Annotated in this window: 16 protein-coding genes and 1 tRNA gene; 4 read left to right on the top strand and 13 right to left on the bottom strand. The window is 36.1% G+C overall.

Translation table 11 applies throughout. From position 1 onward, the window contains the following. Window positions 1-38: 38 nt before the first annotated feature. The 6 genes from DL897_RS12230 to DL897_RS12205 form a co-directional block, all read right to left on the bottom strand. On the bottom strand, window positions 39-641 hold the full coding sequence (locus DL897_RS12230; protein WP_168188780.1) for a TetR/AcrR family transcriptional regulator: 603 nt from the start codon (window positions 639-641) through the stop codon (window positions 39-41). Window positions 642-768: 127 nt separating this feature from the next. Beyond that, on the bottom strand, window positions 769-1,641 hold the full coding sequence (locus tag DL897_RS12225) for a metal-dependent hydrolase (RefSeq protein ID WP_113659425.1): 873 nt from the start codon (window positions 1,639-1,641) through the stop codon (window positions 769-771). Window positions 1,642-1,801: 160 nt separating this feature from the next. Next, window positions 1,802-3,454 carry a DHA2 family efflux MFS transporter permease subunit gene (locus DL897_RS12220; protein ID WP_113659424.1) on the bottom strand — a complete coding sequence of 551 codons (1,653 nt, stop codon included), beginning with the start codon at window positions 3,452-3,454 and terminating at the stop codon, window positions 1,802-1,804. A gap of 33 nt (window positions 3,455-3,487) precedes the next feature. Further along, the gene (locus DL897_RS12215) at window positions 3,488-4,126 is read right to left on the bottom strand and encodes an HlyD family efflux transporter periplasmic adaptor subunit (protein WP_113659423.1); all 639 of its coding nucleotides are present in this window, start codon (window positions 4,124-4,126) and stop codon (window positions 3,488-3,490) included. A gap of 119 nt (window positions 4,127-4,245) precedes the next feature. Then, the gene (locus tag DL897_RS12210) at window positions 4,246-4,914 is read right to left on the bottom strand and encodes an HlyD family secretion protein (RefSeq protein ID WP_113659422.1); all 669 of its coding nucleotides are present in this window, start codon (window positions 4,912-4,914) and stop codon (window positions 4,246-4,248) included. Next, window positions 4,915-5,367, bottom strand: coding sequence for a MarR family winged helix-turn-helix transcriptional regulator (locus DL897_RS12205; RefSeq protein WP_113659421.1), 453 nt, complete (start codon window positions 5,365-5,367; stop codon window positions 4,915-4,917). It abuts the gene before it with no gap. 390 nt (window positions 5,368-5,757) lie between these two features. Here DL897_RS12205 and DL897_RS12200 point away from each other — a divergent pair, with 390 nt between their 5' ends. Beyond that, window positions 5,758-6,114, top strand: coding sequence for a YkvA family protein (locus tag DL897_RS12200; protein WP_240627416.1), 357 nt, complete (start codon window positions 5,758-5,760; stop codon window positions 6,112-6,114). Between the two features lie 345 nt (window positions 6,115-6,459). Here DL897_RS12200 and DL897_RS12195 read toward each other — a convergent pair whose 3' ends face one another. Then, window positions 6,460-6,912 (bottom strand): hypothetical protein, encoded by a 453-nt coding sequence (locus tag DL897_RS12195; RefSeq protein WP_113659419.1) that lies wholly within the window; start codon window positions 6,910-6,912, stop codon window positions 6,460-6,462. A 254-nt stretch (window positions 6,913-7,166) separates the two neighbouring features. Between DL897_RS12195 and DL897_RS12190 the strand changes: the two genes are divergently transcribed. The 3 genes from DL897_RS12190 to DL897_RS12180 all read left to right on the top strand — a co-directional run bounded on the left by DL897_RS12190 (window position 7,167) and on the right by DL897_RS12180 (window position 9,216). Then, window positions 7,167-7,418 (top strand): hypothetical protein, encoded by a 252-nt coding sequence (locus tag DL897_RS12190; protein WP_113659418.1) that lies wholly within the window; start codon window positions 7,167-7,169, stop codon window positions 7,416-7,418. Window positions 7,419-7,491: 73 nt separating this feature from the next. Beyond that, window positions 7,492-8,361 (top strand): DUF4097 family beta strand repeat-containing protein, encoded by an 870-nt coding sequence (locus tag DL897_RS12185; RefSeq protein ID WP_113659417.1) that lies wholly within the window; start codon window positions 7,492-7,494, stop codon window positions 8,359-8,361. A 30-nt stretch (window positions 8,362-8,391) separates the two neighbouring features. After that, the gene (locus tag DL897_RS12180; RefSeq protein WP_240627414.1) at window positions 8,392-9,216 is read left to right on the top strand and encodes a LuxR C-terminal-related transcriptional regulator; all 825 of its coding nucleotides are present in this window, start codon (window positions 8,392-8,394) and stop codon (window positions 9,214-9,216) included. A gap of 124 nt (window positions 9,217-9,340) precedes the next feature. Here the strand turns inward: DL897_RS12180 and asnB are convergent, their stop codons facing one another. The 6 genes from asnB to serS form a co-directional block, all read right to left on the bottom strand. Next, on the bottom strand, window positions 9,341-11,185 hold the full coding sequence (asnB, locus tag DL897_RS12175) for an asparagine synthase (glutamine-hydrolyzing) (RefSeq protein ID WP_113659416.1): 1,845 nt from the start codon (window positions 11,183-11,185) through the stop codon (window positions 9,341-9,343). Window positions 11,186-11,262: 77 nt separating this feature from the next. After that, a complete protein-coding gene (locus DL897_RS12170; RefSeq protein WP_113659415.1) occupies window positions 11,263-12,927 on the bottom strand; it encodes a protein kinase domain-containing protein in 1,665 nt (554 codons plus the stop codon). Between the two features lie 73 nt (window positions 12,928-13,000). Then, window positions 13,001-13,663: a protein kinase domain-containing protein gene (locus DL897_RS12165; protein ID WP_113659414.1), complete on the bottom strand. Its 663-nt coding sequence runs from the start codon at window positions 13,661-13,663 to the stop codon at window positions 13,001-13,003. Window positions 13,664-13,683: 20 nt separating this feature from the next. Next, the gene (locus DL897_RS12160) at window positions 13,684-14,046 is read right to left on the bottom strand and encodes a protein kinase domain-containing protein (RefSeq protein ID WP_168188779.1); all 363 of its coding nucleotides are present in this window, start codon (window positions 14,044-14,046) and stop codon (window positions 13,684-13,686) included. 1,528 nt (window positions 14,047-15,574) lie between these two features. Then, window positions 15,575-15,664, bottom strand: a tRNA-Ser gene (locus DL897_RS12150). Between the two features lie 145 nt (window positions 15,665-15,809). Next, window positions 15,810-17,087, bottom strand: coding sequence for a serine--tRNA ligase (gene serS / locus DL897_RS12145; RefSeq protein ID WP_113659412.1), 1,278 nt, complete (start codon window positions 17,085-17,087; stop codon window positions 15,810-15,812). Window positions 17,088-17,112 lie beyond the last annotated feature (25 nt).

Genomic DNA, 17,112 nt, shown 5'->3' with positions numbered 1-17,112 from the left:
TATACTTTAATTAAGGGGGATTGGTAAACCATTTCCCCTTAATTTTGATTGCTGTTCATTAAACTGTTAAAAAGTAAATGCCTAACTGTTTCAACCATCACCGTCACAGAATCATCCTCTATTTCTAGTTCTTTTCCTTCAAAACTGTAAATCTTATGCAAGACCAAAATACTTGCCGCTCCAAAGATCGCACTAGCTAATTCATGGGAATGAATCACAGATAATTCCCCTGACTCCTTACCATCTTGTAAAATCTGTTCGATTAGCTGCATATACTCACGGATTCTTTTCCGAAATAGTTGTTGCCTCTCTTTGGTTCCAAATACCTCACTTAATAATAATTTTGCTAGCTTCTGATTTTCGATAAAAAACTGAATTTGCGCATGGATTAGTGCATTTAAACGTTCAATCGGATTAGAATATAAAGAGACATTTCGTTTGACACAGTCAATTAAACTCTCAATCCCCTCATCCATCAAGGCAGAAAATAGTTCCTCTTTACTTTTAAAATGATAATAAATCGTTCCTTTTGCTACTCCTGCAACATTGGCTATGTCATCCATTTTAGCTTGATCAAATCCACTTTCTGCAAACACTTGCACGGCAGCTTGAAAAATAATATCTACTTTTTCATGACGCATCTTGTTCATCCTCCAGCATGTCACCCGAAATCCACTCACATATTTACTATTCTTCATGAATAGTTGATGACCATCTTCAAATAGGTCCATGATAAGCATGATTCTATTTAATTGTGTATGGTATCTGTCAATTTTTATTAATATACTCACTTAAAAATGATTGCCCATTTTTGTAGAAACGAGGATCGAAAATTCCGAGCCGTTTTGAATCATCAACGATGACTACAAATGGAGACCACTTTATTAGAACATGAGCACGTGGGTTTTTCTTTAATAGTGGTGTTAAATCACTCTTTTCTTTCGAAACAAGGGAGATTTTCTTAGTCAGCGAGGTAAAAATGGAGCCATGATAAATATCTACTTTCTCTCCTTTTTTGCCAATCACCTGAAACTGTCCTGGAACAAAAGTTGCTGCTAACTCGGCCTGTTCATACTCCTTTTTTACTTGATGTTCAAGCCATAATCCTTGGGCTGTTTGCAACCCTACATGAGCCAACATCACAATAGCAACCCAACGAAATACAACATGTGCAGCTAAGGACTTCTTATATCGCGTAATTAATAAGCCAGTGATAAATACAACCCAAAAAACACCATCGACAATCGGAATCGAACCAATGGTAATTCGCGTAGATGAAAACGGTTCTAAATAGCCTGTTCCCCATGCATTAAACAAATCGATCGTATCATGGACAAACACTGCTGTTAGAGCTGTATAAAAAATCCGGCGATCTTTTACTTTAAATAACCATACAACTAAGCCGAAAATCAGTAAAGCCCAAAAAGGCACTAAAAAAACAGAGTGAGTAAGTCCACGATGCCACATCTGTTCCATGACCTGACCGATTTCGGTAAATTTAACAACAACATCAATGTCGGGAATTTGACTTCCAATGAGTGCTGTAACTAACAATCCACGCTGCATAGATACGGGCATGTCCTCTTTTTTGACAGATTTATAAAGTGTATATCCGATCAGCCCGTGTGTAATCGTATCCAATTCATCAACTCCCCCAAAAAAATCGATCGCTGCTGAGATAAAATAATCAATTTTATTTTACTAGAACCTTCATTTCTTATCTATGAAAGTGTAAAAAAAACAGCAGTCGATGCAATTCGACTACTGTTACAAAACGATATCCAAATTTATTTGATAATTTTTATACAGATGCTGCTGCTTCTTGATTTCCTACAATCGGATCTGTCTTTTGCTCGATATTTCCAGTTTCTTCTTCTTTGTCTACCTGCCTTGATTTCTTTTGATCTTTCCGTACATCACGTATAAAGAAACTGAGCACCAGAGCAATTGCAGAAATCACAGTCGCCCAAATAAAGGCATCATTAATACCTGTTACGGCTGCTTGTTGATAAGCTTGCCCAGATAACATGGTTGTTAACATTTGGTTCGCTTGCTCAATCGGTATCCCTTGTGAATGGGCAAGTTGATTTGCCGTAGACTGAAATGTCTGGCTAAATGTGGGATCCATCATATTCGTACCTTCACTAATCTTGCTAAAGTGAAATTGGGTACGTGTGCTAAAGATAGTCGTAAAGATACTAATTCCCAATGATCCTGCGATTTGCCGTGTCGTATTAGCCATAGCTGTTCCGTGACTATTCATCTCTCTTGGAAGCTGGTTCATCCCGGCTGTCATCACAGCCATCATCAGCAGAGACATCCCAAATGAACGTACCATGTAAAGGATTAAGATTGTTGTATAGCTTGTTTGAAGAGTCAACTGGGTAAATTCATATGTTGTAACTGTTGTTATCAACATCCCAACAACACATAAAGGACGTGGACCAATTTTATCAAATAATGATCCGGAAATAGGTGACATAATCCCCATAATAATCGCACCAGGTAGCATTAATAATCCCGATTCGAATGGAGAAAAGCCACGTAAGTTTTGCAAATAAATAGGTAGGAGAAACATCCCTGAAAACATTGCAATGGTTAGAACAATATTAATCAAGCTACTTAATGAAAACATATCGTACTTAAAGACTTGGAAGTTAAGCATAGGATAACTCGATCGAATTTGTCGAATCACAAAAGCAACTATAAATAGCACTCCTAGCACGATACATGCTAGAACAAGGTTATCTGACCAGCCTCTTGATCCTGCTTCACTTACTCCATAGAGTAAAAGACCAAAGCCGAGTGTAGACATAATTGCATCAAGATAGCTAAAAGGTACTTTCCGGGTTTCTTTAACATCTTTCAGCAAGAAGAAAGATAAAATCAGGATAATTAGCCCAAGTGGTACCATACCATAAAACAGAACCCGCCAACTATAATGTTCGATCACCCAACCTGATAAAGTTGGACCGATTGCTGGAGCGAACATAATCCCCAATCCGAAAATCCCCATTCCTTTCCCGCGAGATTCTGGAGGGAATATAGACAAGATAATGGTCATAACGAGTGGCATCAAAACACCAGCACCAATAGCTTGGATTAGACGCCCAATTAACATGATGGAGAAACTAGGGGCAATCCCACAAAGGAGAGAACCACCTGTAAAACATACCATCGCTAAAATAAATAGCTTCCGTGCACCCATTCGTTCAATTAAATAAGCCGACAGTGGAATTAGGATTCCATTGACCAACATATAACCTGTTAGTAGCCACTGAGCAGTTGTCGTCTCGACATTAAAATCATTAATTAGATGAGGAATCGCTACATTCAATAGTGTTTGGTTCAAAACCGAAATAAATACACCTAGCATTAGGATTAGAATAAGTGGTAGCTGTTTCTTCATGTTTTCATTAAATGATGAAGTAGCTTCGGCAGTCGTATCTGCCATCCATAACGCCTCCTTTCATAAAACTTGACTATTTTATTTATGGATTTTAATGGTAACATTCATTCCGGGTACAAGCCCATTCGGATAATGATCCATTTCAATTTTCACAGGAATTCTTTGTATTTCTTTTGTATATTCCCCACTTGCATTTTGTGGTGGTAATAATGAAAAGGTAGCATTTGTCGTTAATCCGATTTGTGATACTTTTCCTTTAATTTTTGTGTCTGGATAAGCATCCACCACAATATCTACTTCTTGTCCTTTACTTACATCTTTAATCTCAGTTTCATCAATATTTGCTGAAATATATAGGCTTTTAGTATTTACCATTTGTGCTAAAGATTGACCTGGTGAAACCATTTGGCCATCTACTGTTTTCGTTTGGATAATAGTACCTTCAATTGGAGCTGTTATATCCATAGTTTGCCCACCAGCTACTGTAACTTTGCCAACTACATCGCCTTGCTTAAAGGTAGTCCCACTTTTCCCTTTCCAATCGCTTAGTTTTCCTGCACTTTCACTAGCGACACTTATAATATCTCCAGATACTTTAGCATCATCAGTCGAAATGTAATTCGTTTGATTAAAATAGTAATAATATCCTCCGATTCCAAGTGCAACAATTATGAGGAAAATAATGGAATTCAATAAAATCAGACGCCCCGTTTTCATAGTTCAACCTCCTCTATTTCTTAGCACATAACTTTTGAAAAATAAGCTACTTATTATTTTAAATGGATTTTGCACTTCAGGTATCATCTTTATTTTTATAATGAATACAACAGTCTTTCTTACTTATGAATTTTTACTGTTGCATTTAAGCCGACCTTTATTTGCTCTCCGTCAAAATCATCAAAGGTAATTTTTACAGGAACACGTTGCACTTCTTTTTTATCTTGTTTATTTGTAATAAGACCACTTCCCGCTAGTGCATTTCCTGCTGTTTTTCCTATTTCTGATACTTTGCCTTTGAAAGTTTGATCTGGATAGGCATCTAACATAATATCCACATCTTTATTTAAAGAAATATCGTCTATTTCATTTTCATCAATATAAGCTATAACATAAGCCTGCGATAGGTCCGCTACCATAGCAATGGGGGTGCCAGGTGTCACTATTTGTCCTGGAAGTACATTTGTTTGTAAGACTACCCCTGAAATAGGAGAAATAATATCCTTGATCTGTGGGATATCTGTCACTTCAGGGAGTTGTCCAGGTATGGATGTTGCCCGTATCTCTTCTGTACCAAGTACACCATCTTTCTCGACTTTATCTCCTAAATGTACAGGCCATTCTTTTAATTTACCGATAGCTTGTGCAGTGATAGGAACCATATCCACTTTAACTTGTGCATTATCTGTTGTTACAAACTGGGATTGTTGGTTATAGTAATATACTCCACCTCCAACAGCTACCAGTAGTATAATCGCTGCAATTACACTAATAATCCATCGCCTCATTTATTCTTTCTCCTTCTCTATAAAATCTTCTTTGAGTACTTCTACAAATTTTTCTAGCTTTTCGATCAAAATTTCTACATCAGCCGGGTTCATTTTTTCTAAATACTTTCGGATATACTGAGCCTGTGTAATAGGGAATTTTTTAAATTGCTCTTCACATTTTTCTGTCAGACTAATCCACACCACACGTCGATCCTTTTGATCTCTCTGACGTATAACTAATCCCTCTTTTTCCAAGCGATCTACAATGCCACTTAATGAACTTGTAGAGGATTCCAATTTTTTACTAAGCTCAACTAATGATTGTGGACCATCTTCTTTAAGAACACGAAGAACTTGTATTTGCGGTACAGTGATATTAAATCCTTTAAGCTCTTCACGAATAATAAGGTGAAATTGCTTAACAACCTGCTTAAATAAAGATATAAGATGACTCATTTGTTGATCTTGCAACTTAATTCACCGCCCGGATAATTATCATATAAATATTTCGCATGCGAACTATATAAATAATAATGTTCGGTTCACCAATTGTCAACATATATATTTTTTTGTTCACGAAATATTTTTGGACGAAATTTACTGTACTTGATCTTTAACAATTAAATCTAGCCAAATAAAGCTCTAACTTAACATTTCCCAACCTTTTGGTATTTATAAGAATACAATGATCTCAAAACGCTAGGAGATAAAAACAGTCGATGATATACTTAAATTGATGGAAGTCTTATTTAGAGGAGTAATAATTAGTCTTTATATCACACTATGAATTTTATATACTATTCAGATTAAATATAAGAGAGATTAAATTCGATAAATATTCTGTGATAAGGGAGGATAATTTTGGAAAAGGAAAACTTATCAGAAGAGCAATTGGAGATTAGTAAAGAAAACGAAAGGCTGGTTAAAAAAGATTTTTGGTGGAAACTAAAAAAATTCGCTGGAAAAGTCCCTTTTACAAAAGATGCTGTTTCCATGTATTATTGCGCGATTGATTCAAAAACACCACTTTATGCTAAAGGGATTGCTTTTAGTGCATTGGCTTATTTTATTACTCCAGTTGATACAATTCCTGATGTATTGCTTGGATTGGGTCTAACTGATGATGCTGCAATTATTACAGCTGCAATTACAGCAATCGCTTCCAATGTAACAGATACACACAAAGAAAAGGCAGAAGATTTTTTTAATACGCAATAAGCCATCATCTGAATATGAATTTCTTATCCAAATATCAAATAGCCTATTCGATACACAGCTTGTTGAAAGTTCGAGCCAAAACCTAGATCATTCCTAGAACTAAAGCGAATCGTTTTTGTGTAGGATCGACTTTTCCCAAGGACAAGATTCTCTAAGAGCAAAGCTCTAAGTGATTAAGGCTATGGGAGTGAATGGGGAAGCGATGATGAGCGGCCGATTAAGAGGGCTGCCTCTATGCTAAAAGCACACCTAACCATTCCCTCAATAAATCTAAAAAACCGTCCATATGAACGGACGGTTTTTTAGAAGTTTAATTTGATGACAGAGCAACTTATCTCCATTTTTTTATGCTCCTTTACGTAGCACAACTTCCTTCTTCTTATGATTACCCATAGCCATCCAAAAAAGAACGTACACTCCTAAAATGATTCCTAACCGAGCCCAACTAAGCATGATCCACATATTAGCACGATCAGCTAGTTCTTGAGAGAAAACCCCTTTTGGAGGTGTACTAGAAAATACACCCAGCTCAGGAATAAAATATAGAAATGTGGGAATCCGCAATACTAGGTATAATCCTATAATGATTAGAATGAGATTCCTTCTTCTCTTTTCTTTCCAACATAAGAACAATACAATGATAATCATCAACTGTACAATAAAATGATGTGGAGCCCAAAATATACCTGGCTCAAGACCTAGTGGTGCTTGAAGCAGAGCAAATGATTGAGGTGGAGAAGCACTCCATTTCGATGCGAAAACAACTAACTCATATATTCCTCCTCCTAGCTCATCCAACCAAGGTAATCAGAACAATCAATAAATAATGAGTAACTTTATTTCTCATAATTACCCTCCTGACTACAATTGTTTATGCTTTCCTTATCAAATTAGACCATCGCTATTTAATCTACAATGGACTTTAGTTTCCTTTTGTTTAAGACTTTAGTGCTAATAAGACCAAAGTCTTATTTCAAACAAAACTCCGGAACGTGTTAGTATTCGCGAATATTTGTTACTTTTAGATTAATAAAGGAAAGGAAGGGATCATAATGAGATTATCTATCCGATTGATCATTGGAATTGGATTGTTTCTAATAGGTGCTTGGGCTTTTTTGGGTAATGGAGAAGGGAGTGACATATTTGGGTTTCTTACTTATCTACTGTCACTCGGTTTAATCTATTTCGGAGGAATGCTAGTCATTGTTTCAAAAACATCAGGGAAAAAGGTATTAGGGTCCATTCTCCTAATAATTGGATTATTGTTGATTACCAATTGGATTCCCATTTTATTTGATTTCTAGGCATGTAAAACAGCCCATTCAACTTTATAAAAATAACCTATTTCAACTTTTGAGGAAAGAAGAGAAGGATAATATGAAACGGATTGTGGGTTTGTTTTTAATGGTATGTGGATTTTTATTACTAATCAGCACTTTTGATCGTTTAGGAATTGGAAACTGGCTATTCAGCGGAAAACCTATATCAAAATCGGTCTCTCACGCAAGCATTGAAAAAATTAGCATTGATACACCTGTTCAAGTCAATGTACTTCCTGAAAACCGAAAAGATATTACAGTCGTAGCCAATGGAAAGAAAATAAAATTAATTGATTTAGAAATAAAAAAAACAAATAAACAAATCCAATTTCGCATCAAAAAGCACTGGCTCTTTTGGTTTGTTGAACCTAATCAAATCAAACTAACTTTATATATCCCAGCTGATTTTCATCAAAATTTATCGATTCAAGGGTCAGGTGATCTACAAATTCATGGTGATAGTCCCACAAAAAAATGGAAATTAGCGGAACTCAAAGTATCTTTACATTCAGGAAATAGCAAATTTCAAAATCTCCAAGTTGATCGCTTTAACTATCATCATTCAATAGGAAATATTCAAGTTAAGGATGTAGCATCCAAGCAAACCCTATTAAATGTAGGACAAGGCGATATCACTTTCTCCCGTTATTCAGGGATGTTAAAAATTGGTCTTATTAAAGGAAATTTACGTGCTCATTTCAGTAGTCTCACAAAGTCATTAGAAACAGATGTACAAAATGGGAACACTTTTATTGATCTTCCATCAGAGATTCCATTTCTTATTTATGCCCATACATCACATGGAACAATTGACTGTCGATTTCCCATACAAGGAAAGAAAACAAACCAATACATCAAAGGAAAATACCAAGATGGTAGATCTACTGTCATCAATCAAACAAGAAACGGAAATATTTATATCTATTGATTTTGCTTTTCAAAACAAGGAGATAAGAAAATGCGTCTTTCAATAAAACAATTGCTCGGTACAATCGCCCTTATTATTAGCATAAACATCTGTTTATATATTATTATTGAGGATACTACTTTTCTAATCTTTACTCTTTTCCTACCTATTAGCATCCTATTCTTCTTTCATCGGTATAAGCGACTCGGTTCTCTATTTCTGCTTATCACATTGTTTGTTTATGCTCCTATTTTATTTCATCTTACTACCTCACTTTTGCTACTATATATGGGTTACCAACTATTTCGGGGGCAAAGTCATTTTCATAACAAAGATAGGAACAACGAAACCATTCATCCTATACTGCCGAGCGGTCACCTCAATTCCTCTATTCAAGTAAATACAAATCCACCAAAAAATCCTTTGTTCATCAATTTATTTCTACTTGAAACACATAGATTGCCCGATGTTAAAATCATTGTTTTAACCAGCTTTCATGATGATGATAAAGTATATCAAGCGATCCAAGCAGGAGCTCATAGTTACTTACTAAAAACAACAGAACCGAATAAGATTGTCGATGCTATTCGCTCAGTCATGAGAGGGCAGTCGATACTTGAAAGTTTAGTCGCAGGGAAAATCCTTTCAGAGTTTCGCCGTAAAAAAGAACCTCAACCACATGATGACCTTACTCCTAGAGAAATGGAAGTACTACGACTAATCGGGGAAGGGAAAAGTAATCAAGAAATCGCTGACCATTTAAAAATTGCTATCAAAACAGTGAAAGCGCATGTAACCCATGTTCTTTTTAAGTTAGGAGTAGCAGACAGAACCCAAGCCGCCATCTATGCTCATCGCAATAAACTAGTTGATTAAGTCTTATTTCTTATTAGATTCTTGAGATGTTTAGAAACCCGTATCATACTTTATGAAATGATACGGGTAATTAATTTTTTATCAGCTGGTGAAGAAAAGCTTTCTTGGTTAACGATTAAAAGACTCAACGAATGATCACTTGATATTCCTTTAACCATTCATTCAATTGTAACCAATAAGCTAATAAAGCTGGAACATTCATCAATTGCCCAAACCACGGGAAATGTTTTTGTGATAAATCTTGTTCAGCAAAACCCTTTACTACCTGGTGATCTAAAAGTTGAAACAGGGGAGATTTTGGGTCTTCGGTGAGTTTCAATATTTCTTTTTGCATCGTTCTTAAATAATCAGGATGATGTGTTTTAGGATAAGGGCTTTTCTTTCTTTCTATAATTTCATCAGGCAATATCCCTTTTAAGGCATAGCGGAGTAACCCCTTTTCACGCCCTCCATATGCTTTCATCGACCAAGGTATATTCCAAACATATTCGACCAAATGATGGTCACAGAAGGGGACACGTACTTCTAAGCCGTAAGCCATGCTCATTCTGTCTTTCCGATCCAGTAAGGTTGGCATCCAACGTGTTAAATTTAAATAAAATAGTTCACGCATCTTTGTTTCATACGAATCATCTTCAGCATGACGTGGAACTTCGGCCAGTGCTTCTTGATAACGTGCCTCTACATATTCAAGTGGTCTAATCCGTGTAGCAATATCTGAACGAATAAAGGGGAGGCGCTGGGATACCAACCTTGCCCAAGGAAATGTCTCAGCATTCACCATTTCTTTACGATGGAACCAAGGATAACCACCAAACACTTCATCAGCACATTCCCCAGATAAAACAACAGTACATACTTTTTTGATGTCTCGGGAAAAGAGCATGAGTGAAGCATCTATATCAGCCATTCCAGGCAAGTCTCGAGCACGCATCGCAGGAATAATAGAATCTAGCAACTCTTGGTTATCTACATAAATGGTGTGATGATTGGAATGAATATGCTGAACCATCCGTTTAACCCAAGGTGCATCCGAATTGGGCTGAAATTCATTGGTTGCAAAATACTTATCATTATCAACATAATCTACCGAGAAGGTAGGTAAGGGTGCTCTACCTTCCTGCGCAAAAACTTGCGCTGCACATGCTGAAATTGCACTAGAATCCAGTCCACCTGATAACATCGTACCAATCGGTACATCCGAAACCAATTGGCGCTGGACAGCTTGGATAAAAAGTTCTCGTACTTTCTCCACCGTTGTCTCAAAATCATCCCTATGGCTTTGACTTGTTAGCCTCCAATAAGGCTTCTGTATCACCTGATCTCGGCAAACACGAATAAAATGTCCTGGTTTACATTCCTTAATCCCACAAAAAACACCTACACCAGGAGTACGAGCTGGCCCCATGACCAAGATCTCGGCTAGTCCTTCTTCATCTAAAATAGGTTCTACAAGTGGATGTACAAGTAAAGATTTGATCTCTGAACCAAATAGAAATGTACTATCTTTCTGAAAATAAAAGAGTGGCTTTACACCGATACGATCTCTTGCTAAAAACAACTCTTGTCTGAATTCATCCCAAATCGCAAATGCAAAAATCCCATTCAAATAATGAATACATTGATCTTTCCAGTGAATATATGCTGTGAGAATTAATTCAGTATCCGAACGTGTATCGAGTGAATAACCGAGTGTTTGTAGCTTTGCTTGTAATTCAGGCATATTATAAATTTCACCATTATAGGTAATTACATATTTTCTTCCATCCACATACTTAACCATGGGTTGAGCTCCGCCTTCTGGATCAATGATACTTAATCTTCGATGGGCGAGTGCGACATGATTTCCTAACCAAATCCCTTCCGCATCAGGACCTCGTACAGAATGCTGCTGATTCATACGTTCAACCACTTCTTTTTGCAAACGAAGGTCATACCCATAATTAACCCAACCAGCAATACCGCACATAAACTATCCCCACCTTAGGCCAATATCTACCCACTATCCTATGTCATATATATGAAAAGGTGTATCAAAAACCTCTTTTAATTGCTTGATCGAATGGAACCAATCCCGACTACCTTCGTATAAGTCTTTGCTTGGATAGAAGAAAAACGGGATAAACCAAACCAATTCGATAGCCAATTTTTATTTTTATGTTTCACATTTAAGTTCATATCTACTTCTTTAACTTGTAAATCACTTTTATCAATTTCGATATTGATATGAAGAGAACATTTCTCCACCATCATCGGTTTTACTTCCCTCATTTCCCAATATTTATCAATAAGGGGATAAAAATGATCTTCCTCATTTAATTTCATTTGGATAATATAAGTGTCATCTTGTTCTTTCTTTAACATTTTTCGGATATATGGTTTACTTTTTAATAGTAATTCTTTGGGGTGATAGTTTCTATAAATCGAAGACATACAGACTTTTGTAGCTAACCACTCACTATCATTTATTTTACCACGATAGCATGTCGAGCCTTCCATATGTTCAGCGATTTCAGATCTCGCAAACATCACAAACAATTGGTTTCCTTGTAATACAACATTAGCTTGTTGTGTTTTTTCTAGGGAATTCCCTAACTGACGTTGTTCATCAATTTCAAGTTGGATTCCCTTCATCTGTTCCATTTTACGCAATGACCTCTCAAGTATATTTTGGATACTTTTTTGCTCTTGATTTAGTGCCGATTCGGCTTCACTCGTTGTAGTCAAAATAAAATAACCTGTAGCTAATAAAAAGATACTAAAGATTCCTCCTATCCAGATTCCCTTTCTCTTCCACACTGGAATAAATGGTGGATTTGCTTTATTTAACTCCTCTTTCTGCTTAATCTGAATAGACTTCTTTATCTCTTCCTTACGTACATCTTTTTTTCTTTTCAGTACCGATTTTTCTAAATACACCATTAGCTCTTCACCAGATCGATATCGCTTGGAAGGATCTTTTTCTAAAAGTTTTAATAAAACTCGACATAGTTCATCTGGTAAATCAGGGTTAAATTCCTGTGGATCTGGAACAGGCTCAGTCACATGCTTTAGAGCAATTGCTATTTTTTCATTAGCCTGAAAAGGCAGCTGACCTGTTAACATTTCATATAGAACGATTCCAACTGAATATAAGTCTGAGGGAATTCCTACTTGTTTCCCTTGCGCTTGTTCAGGTGAGAAATATTGTACTGTCCCTATAATGCCAACCGAATTGGTTAAGTCTGAAAAAGAAGTTAGCCATTTAGAAGCCCCTAAATCCATTAACTTCCAACGACCATCCATTCCTAACATAATATTATGAGGCTTAATATCACGATGAATAATTCCAAACTGATGTGCCTTGCTTAGCCCTTTTAGTACTTTACTTATAATGGAAATTGTTTCTTTATAATGGATTTTTCCCTGTTCGTCTAGTTTTTGCCTTAATGTAGGTCCTTTCATTAATTCCAATACTATATAAGATGTCTTATCCGCACTATCTACGTTATACACTTGTATGACATGTGGATGGGAGATCTTAGCCAATGCCTTGGCTTCCTGAATAAAACGCCGAACAAACTCCTCATCTTCTTTTAAGTTGTCATACATTACTTTAATAGCTACATTCCGCCCCAGTCGTTCATCTTTCGCTTGATAAACCTTCCCCATACCTCCTTTACCAATCTGTTTGATAATCAGATATCGATCATTTAGTTTTTGGCCTTCCAAGCTGCTCACCTACTCTTCATGTTATTAAACTGTCTGATATGTCGATACATCTGAATATTTACAGGCCTATATATCAAAAAAGGGATGACTGGCTTAGGAATGATTTCATTTGTGTCGGTGATTGATATCGATCATCTGGATTTTTTCCCAACGATTTTAAAATGACTTGACAAAGTATATCAGGGATATTAGGGTTAAATTCCTTTGGATGAGGGGGTGATTCATTGATATGTTTAGAAAAAATCGTATCTACATCATTTCCTTCAAAGGGAAGATGACCTGTAACTAGTCGGAATAAAACAATGCCTAACGAATACAAATCGGACTGAAAGCTCACTTTCTCCCCCTTCGCATATTCTGGAGAACAATAGAAAGCTGCTTCTAATTCATCTTGACTTAAAGTAGGAGAAAGAGTTGAATCAATCCATAAGATTGAAAAATCAGTTAATTTATATCGTCCATCCTTATCAATTTTTAACGTTACGTACCTTTCCAGAGAAGTATCATAACCTTTATATATATCAGCTAATCCACTAGTCCCGATCCCTTTAATCGTTTGATAACGATCATTTAATTTCTTATGAAGATGGACTGCAGATTTTTTTGTTCTAAAAGTTTGAGGAGTTGCCAGAGGATACTTTCTTCCTATCTGTTGTAAGGCTTTTTTCATCTCTTCAGCGGTTTGATAACGATCTGAAGGATTTTTAGCAAGTGCTTTTAATATAACCCGATCCATTTCTTTAGGAATATATGGCTTTAATTCACTGGGATTTCACAGCCAATTTGTACTACCTCATGAATAGAAAACGCCCCTTGATTTGCTAATAGCTTTTTTAGATTGGGTCCTTCGATTAATTCCATCACAATAAAATAGTGGTCTTTCTCATAGCCAAAATCATAAACATGAATAATATTCGAATGAGAAAGCTGCGCAATCGCTTTAGCTTCCCGCTCAAAACGTTTGACAATCACTTTATCTTTGATCAAGTCACGATCTAGTATCTTAATGGCTACATAACGATCTAGTAATGTATCGTGTGCCTTATAAACTGTTGCCATCCCTCCACTTGCTATTTCATCTATAATTTGATATCGTTTAGCAAATTTCTTTCTTTTCATTTTCATCACCTTCTATCTTTCATTGAATAACGATCCATTTATGATACACTTCTTTAAACCAAGCATTCTTTATTTTTCAAGGTCTATCCTATATTTGAACCTAGTAAGGTATAGCTTATATAATAAAAAAACGATTATGTACTTTTTATTTTCTCATGGAAACATAAAAAAAAGCCACTCTTATCTCAGTTTGGAGTGACCATTATTTCTATCTATTAATAAAAGGCAGATAAATAAGACCATCTCATGATCAATAAGCAATTATACACAAGTTATCCACAAAAATAGTTACTACCTGTGGATAACTAATTCTACTTATCCACAATTTATACACAAATTGTTTATAATTTATCCACAAAATCAATTTCTCCTATTAAGCTATAAAATCAATATGATTGGATCATCTGTATATAAAATAAATTTTATATATAAGTAAAGTAGAAACGATTGAACTATCTACTTTTAAAGTGGATTATTATTACATGTGATCTCTCTGCATCCTTAATGGAATGAGCTCAAAAATAATTATTAGTTAAATTAGTCGACAATCTCTATAAGAAAAGATCTGGCATAGAATGTAGATAAAATGTCTATTCACAAGTTATCCACAATTTATACACAGAATATCAATTGCTTTGAATAGAGTTCTACTCGCCTAATTTCTCTGGCTTTTCTTACATAATCTTATCATATATAAATAAAATTATTCACAAGTTATCCACAAGCCCTATTCACATTGACTTTCCTTTTCGCAATTTCATCTTCAAAAGAACCTATCTCATTAAAAAGGTTCTTTGGCTTGCAAAATTGCATCCATCAAGCTGTTTAATGATTTGTAATCGGATCGGATCACTCAATGATGCAAGAACCGCACTTAGTCTAATCTCGCTCGGGCTCGGATGAAAGAGGGTTCGCAATATTATCACCTACCTACTATTTTTATATGGACTATATCATAACCTAATAATTCTTACTATTGTTGGAGTATCTACAAAATATGGGATAAAAAATTTCTTCAAAGGTAGTACAAAGGGCTATCCACTATGACAGCTTCTCATCGGTTTCAAAATCACGAATAATCACTTGTTTTTCAGCATAAAAAGTTTTATTCACAAGTTATTCACATTTTATGTACAGGTTGTTAATAACTTCTTTTAGATTCTAATTTCATATTGTAATATCAATATCAGTGATTCAATTTTCAGGCTAGAGAAACTCTAAGGACTATCCTCTTGGTCCATTATATCAAACGTATAGCCCCATGCCGGATAAAAGCCGCCCCATCGGGATTCATTTAATTAATCGTAAAAAAACAGCATGTAACTCCAAGTAGTATAAGGCACAAAGACTTAGCAAATTTATTTTTTATATAGAATAGATTATATTATACAATTGGGTGGAAAACTGAGGTTATAATCATAAAAAGACAGCTATAAAGTCGAAGTTTAGTATGATTATAAATACAAGAATAGACAACACAAAAAACGCACTTGACCGCTTCATAACGGTAAGTGCGTTTTTTATCCTTTGGCGGAGAGGGTGGGATTCGAACCCACGGATGCCTCACGACATCGGCGGTTTTCAAGACCGCTGCCTTAAACCACTCGACCACCTCTCCACGTTGGAAAATGAAACTACAAGAATATATTATACATGGATATAGGCTTTTGTCAAGAGATAAGTAATTTATTTTTAATAAAAAATAGATAAACTCCCCTGATTCAAACAAAATAACAAGAATGAGGGGAGTTGTTAAGATATCATCACTTGCTAATCTGTGTGATGCCGCCCATATAAGGTTGTAATGCTGTAGGAATTTGTACAGTCCCATCAGCTTGTTGATAGTTTTCCAGAATCGCTGCAATGGTTCGATCGACAGCGAGACCAGATCCATTCAAGGTATGAACAAATTCCGGCTTCGATTTGGCATCACGGCGGAAACGAATATTAGCCCGTCGCGCTTGGAAATCCTCACAGTTGCTACACGAAGAAATCTCTCGGTAAGCTCCTTGGCTTGGCAACCATACTTCTAAGTCATACGTCTTCGTTGCCGTAAAGCCAAGATCTCCTGTGCATAGTGTAATCACACGATAGGGCAATTCTAGTCGTTGTAACACTTTTTCAGCATTGGATACTAATTTTTCCAGCTCTTCATAGGATTTCTCTGGATGCGTTAACTTTACCATTTCAACTTTATGAAATTGATGTAAACGGATTACTCCACGGGTATCACGACCGGCCGAGCCAGCTTCCGAGCGAAAGCACGGGCTATAGCCTGCTACATATTTCGGTAGATCTTCATCTTTTAAAATCTCTCCACGGAAATAATTCACCAGTGGTACTTCTGTTGTCGGAATTAGATAAGATTCTTCTCCTTCCAGGCGATAGGCATCTTCTGCGAACTTAGGGAGTTGTCCTGTACCCACCATACAATCTTGTTGGACAATAAACGGGGTTACCATCTCTTCATAACCATGTTCGCTTGTATGGAGATTTAACATAAAATTGATCAAAGCCCGTTCTAAGCGAGCACCTAATCCTTGATAATAAACATAACGTGAACCAGATACTTTGGCAGCTCGCTCAAAATCTAAGATATTTAATTCCAGTCCTACTTCCCAATGAGGTTTCACTGCAAATTCAGCTTCCGCCACTTCTCCCCAATGTCGTACAACCACGTTTTCTTCCTCAGAAGCACCAATCGGAACTGTTTCATGAGGTAGATTGGGTAAGGTAAGTAAAATATCGTTCATCTTCTCTTCAAGCTGCCCAATTTCTTCATCCAATTGTTTAATCTCTTCCCCAACTTGGCGCATCTCCAAAATCTTGGCTTCAGCATCTTGTTTCGCTTTTTTCATTTGAGCTATTTCCCGGGAAACTGTATTGCGACGATTTTTTAGATCTTCTGTTTTTTGGATAAGTTCCCGTCTTTTTCGATCATAATCTACAAACGAATCAAGATCTTGGAGATCTCCTCCCCGTGTTGCTAATTTATTTTTCACGACTTCCAGTTGCTCACGTAACACTTTTGCATGAAGCATAAAAAAACCCCCTTCAAATAAAAAT

This window comes from Thermoflavimicrobium daqui (assembly GCF_003313465.1).
GTDB classification, from domain to species: domain Bacteria; phylum Bacillota; class Bacilli; order Thermoactinomycetales; family Thermoactinomycetaceae; genus Thermoflavimicrobium; species Thermoflavimicrobium daqui.
This window is presented reverse-complemented; position numbering and strand designations above follow the sequence as displayed.

Excerpts from the sequence above, each read along its gene's own strand:
- DL897_RS12190 (WP_113659418.1), top strand. The coding sequence starts at position 7,167 with ATGAGATTATCTATCCGATTGATCATTGGAATTGGATTGTTTCTAATA.
- serS (WP_113659412.1), bottom strand. The coding sequence starts at position 17,087 with ATGCTTCATGCAAAAGTGTTACGTGAGCAACTGGAAGTCGTGAAAAAT.
- DL897_RS12165 (WP_113659414.1), bottom strand. The coding sequence starts at position 13,663 with ATGGATCGGGTTATATTAAAAGCACTTGCTAAAAATCCTTCAGATCGT.
- DL897_RS12160 (WP_168188779.1), bottom strand. The coding sequence starts at position 14,046 with ATGAAAAGAAAGAAATTTGCTAAACGATATCAAATTATAGATGAAATA.
- DL897_RS12210 (WP_113659422.1), bottom strand. The coding sequence starts at position 4,914 with ATGAGGCGATGGATTATTAGTGTAATTGCAGCGATTATACTACTGGTA.
- asnB (WP_113659416.1), bottom strand. The coding sequence starts at position 11,185 with ATGTGCGGTATTGCTGGTTGGGTTAATTATGGGTATGACCTTCGTTTG.
- DL897_RS12180 (WP_240627414.1), top strand. The coding sequence starts at position 8,392 with ATGCGTCTTTCAATAAAACAATTGCTCGGTACAATCGCCCTTATTATT.
- DL897_RS12220 (WP_113659424.1), bottom strand. The coding sequence starts at position 3,454 with ATGGCAGATACGACTGCCGAAGCTACTTCATCATTTAATGAAAACATG.
- DL897_RS12185 (WP_113659417.1), top strand. The coding sequence starts at position 7,492 with ATGAAACGGATTGTGGGTTTGTTTTTAATGGTATGTGGATTTTTATTA.
- DL897_RS12230 (WP_168188780.1), bottom strand. The coding sequence starts at position 641 with ATGCGTCATGAAAAAGTAGATATTATTTTTCAAGCTGCCGTGCAAGTG.
- DL897_RS12215 (WP_113659423.1), bottom strand. The coding sequence starts at position 4,126 with ATGAAAACGGGGCGTCTGATTTTATTGAATTCCATTATTTTCCTCATA.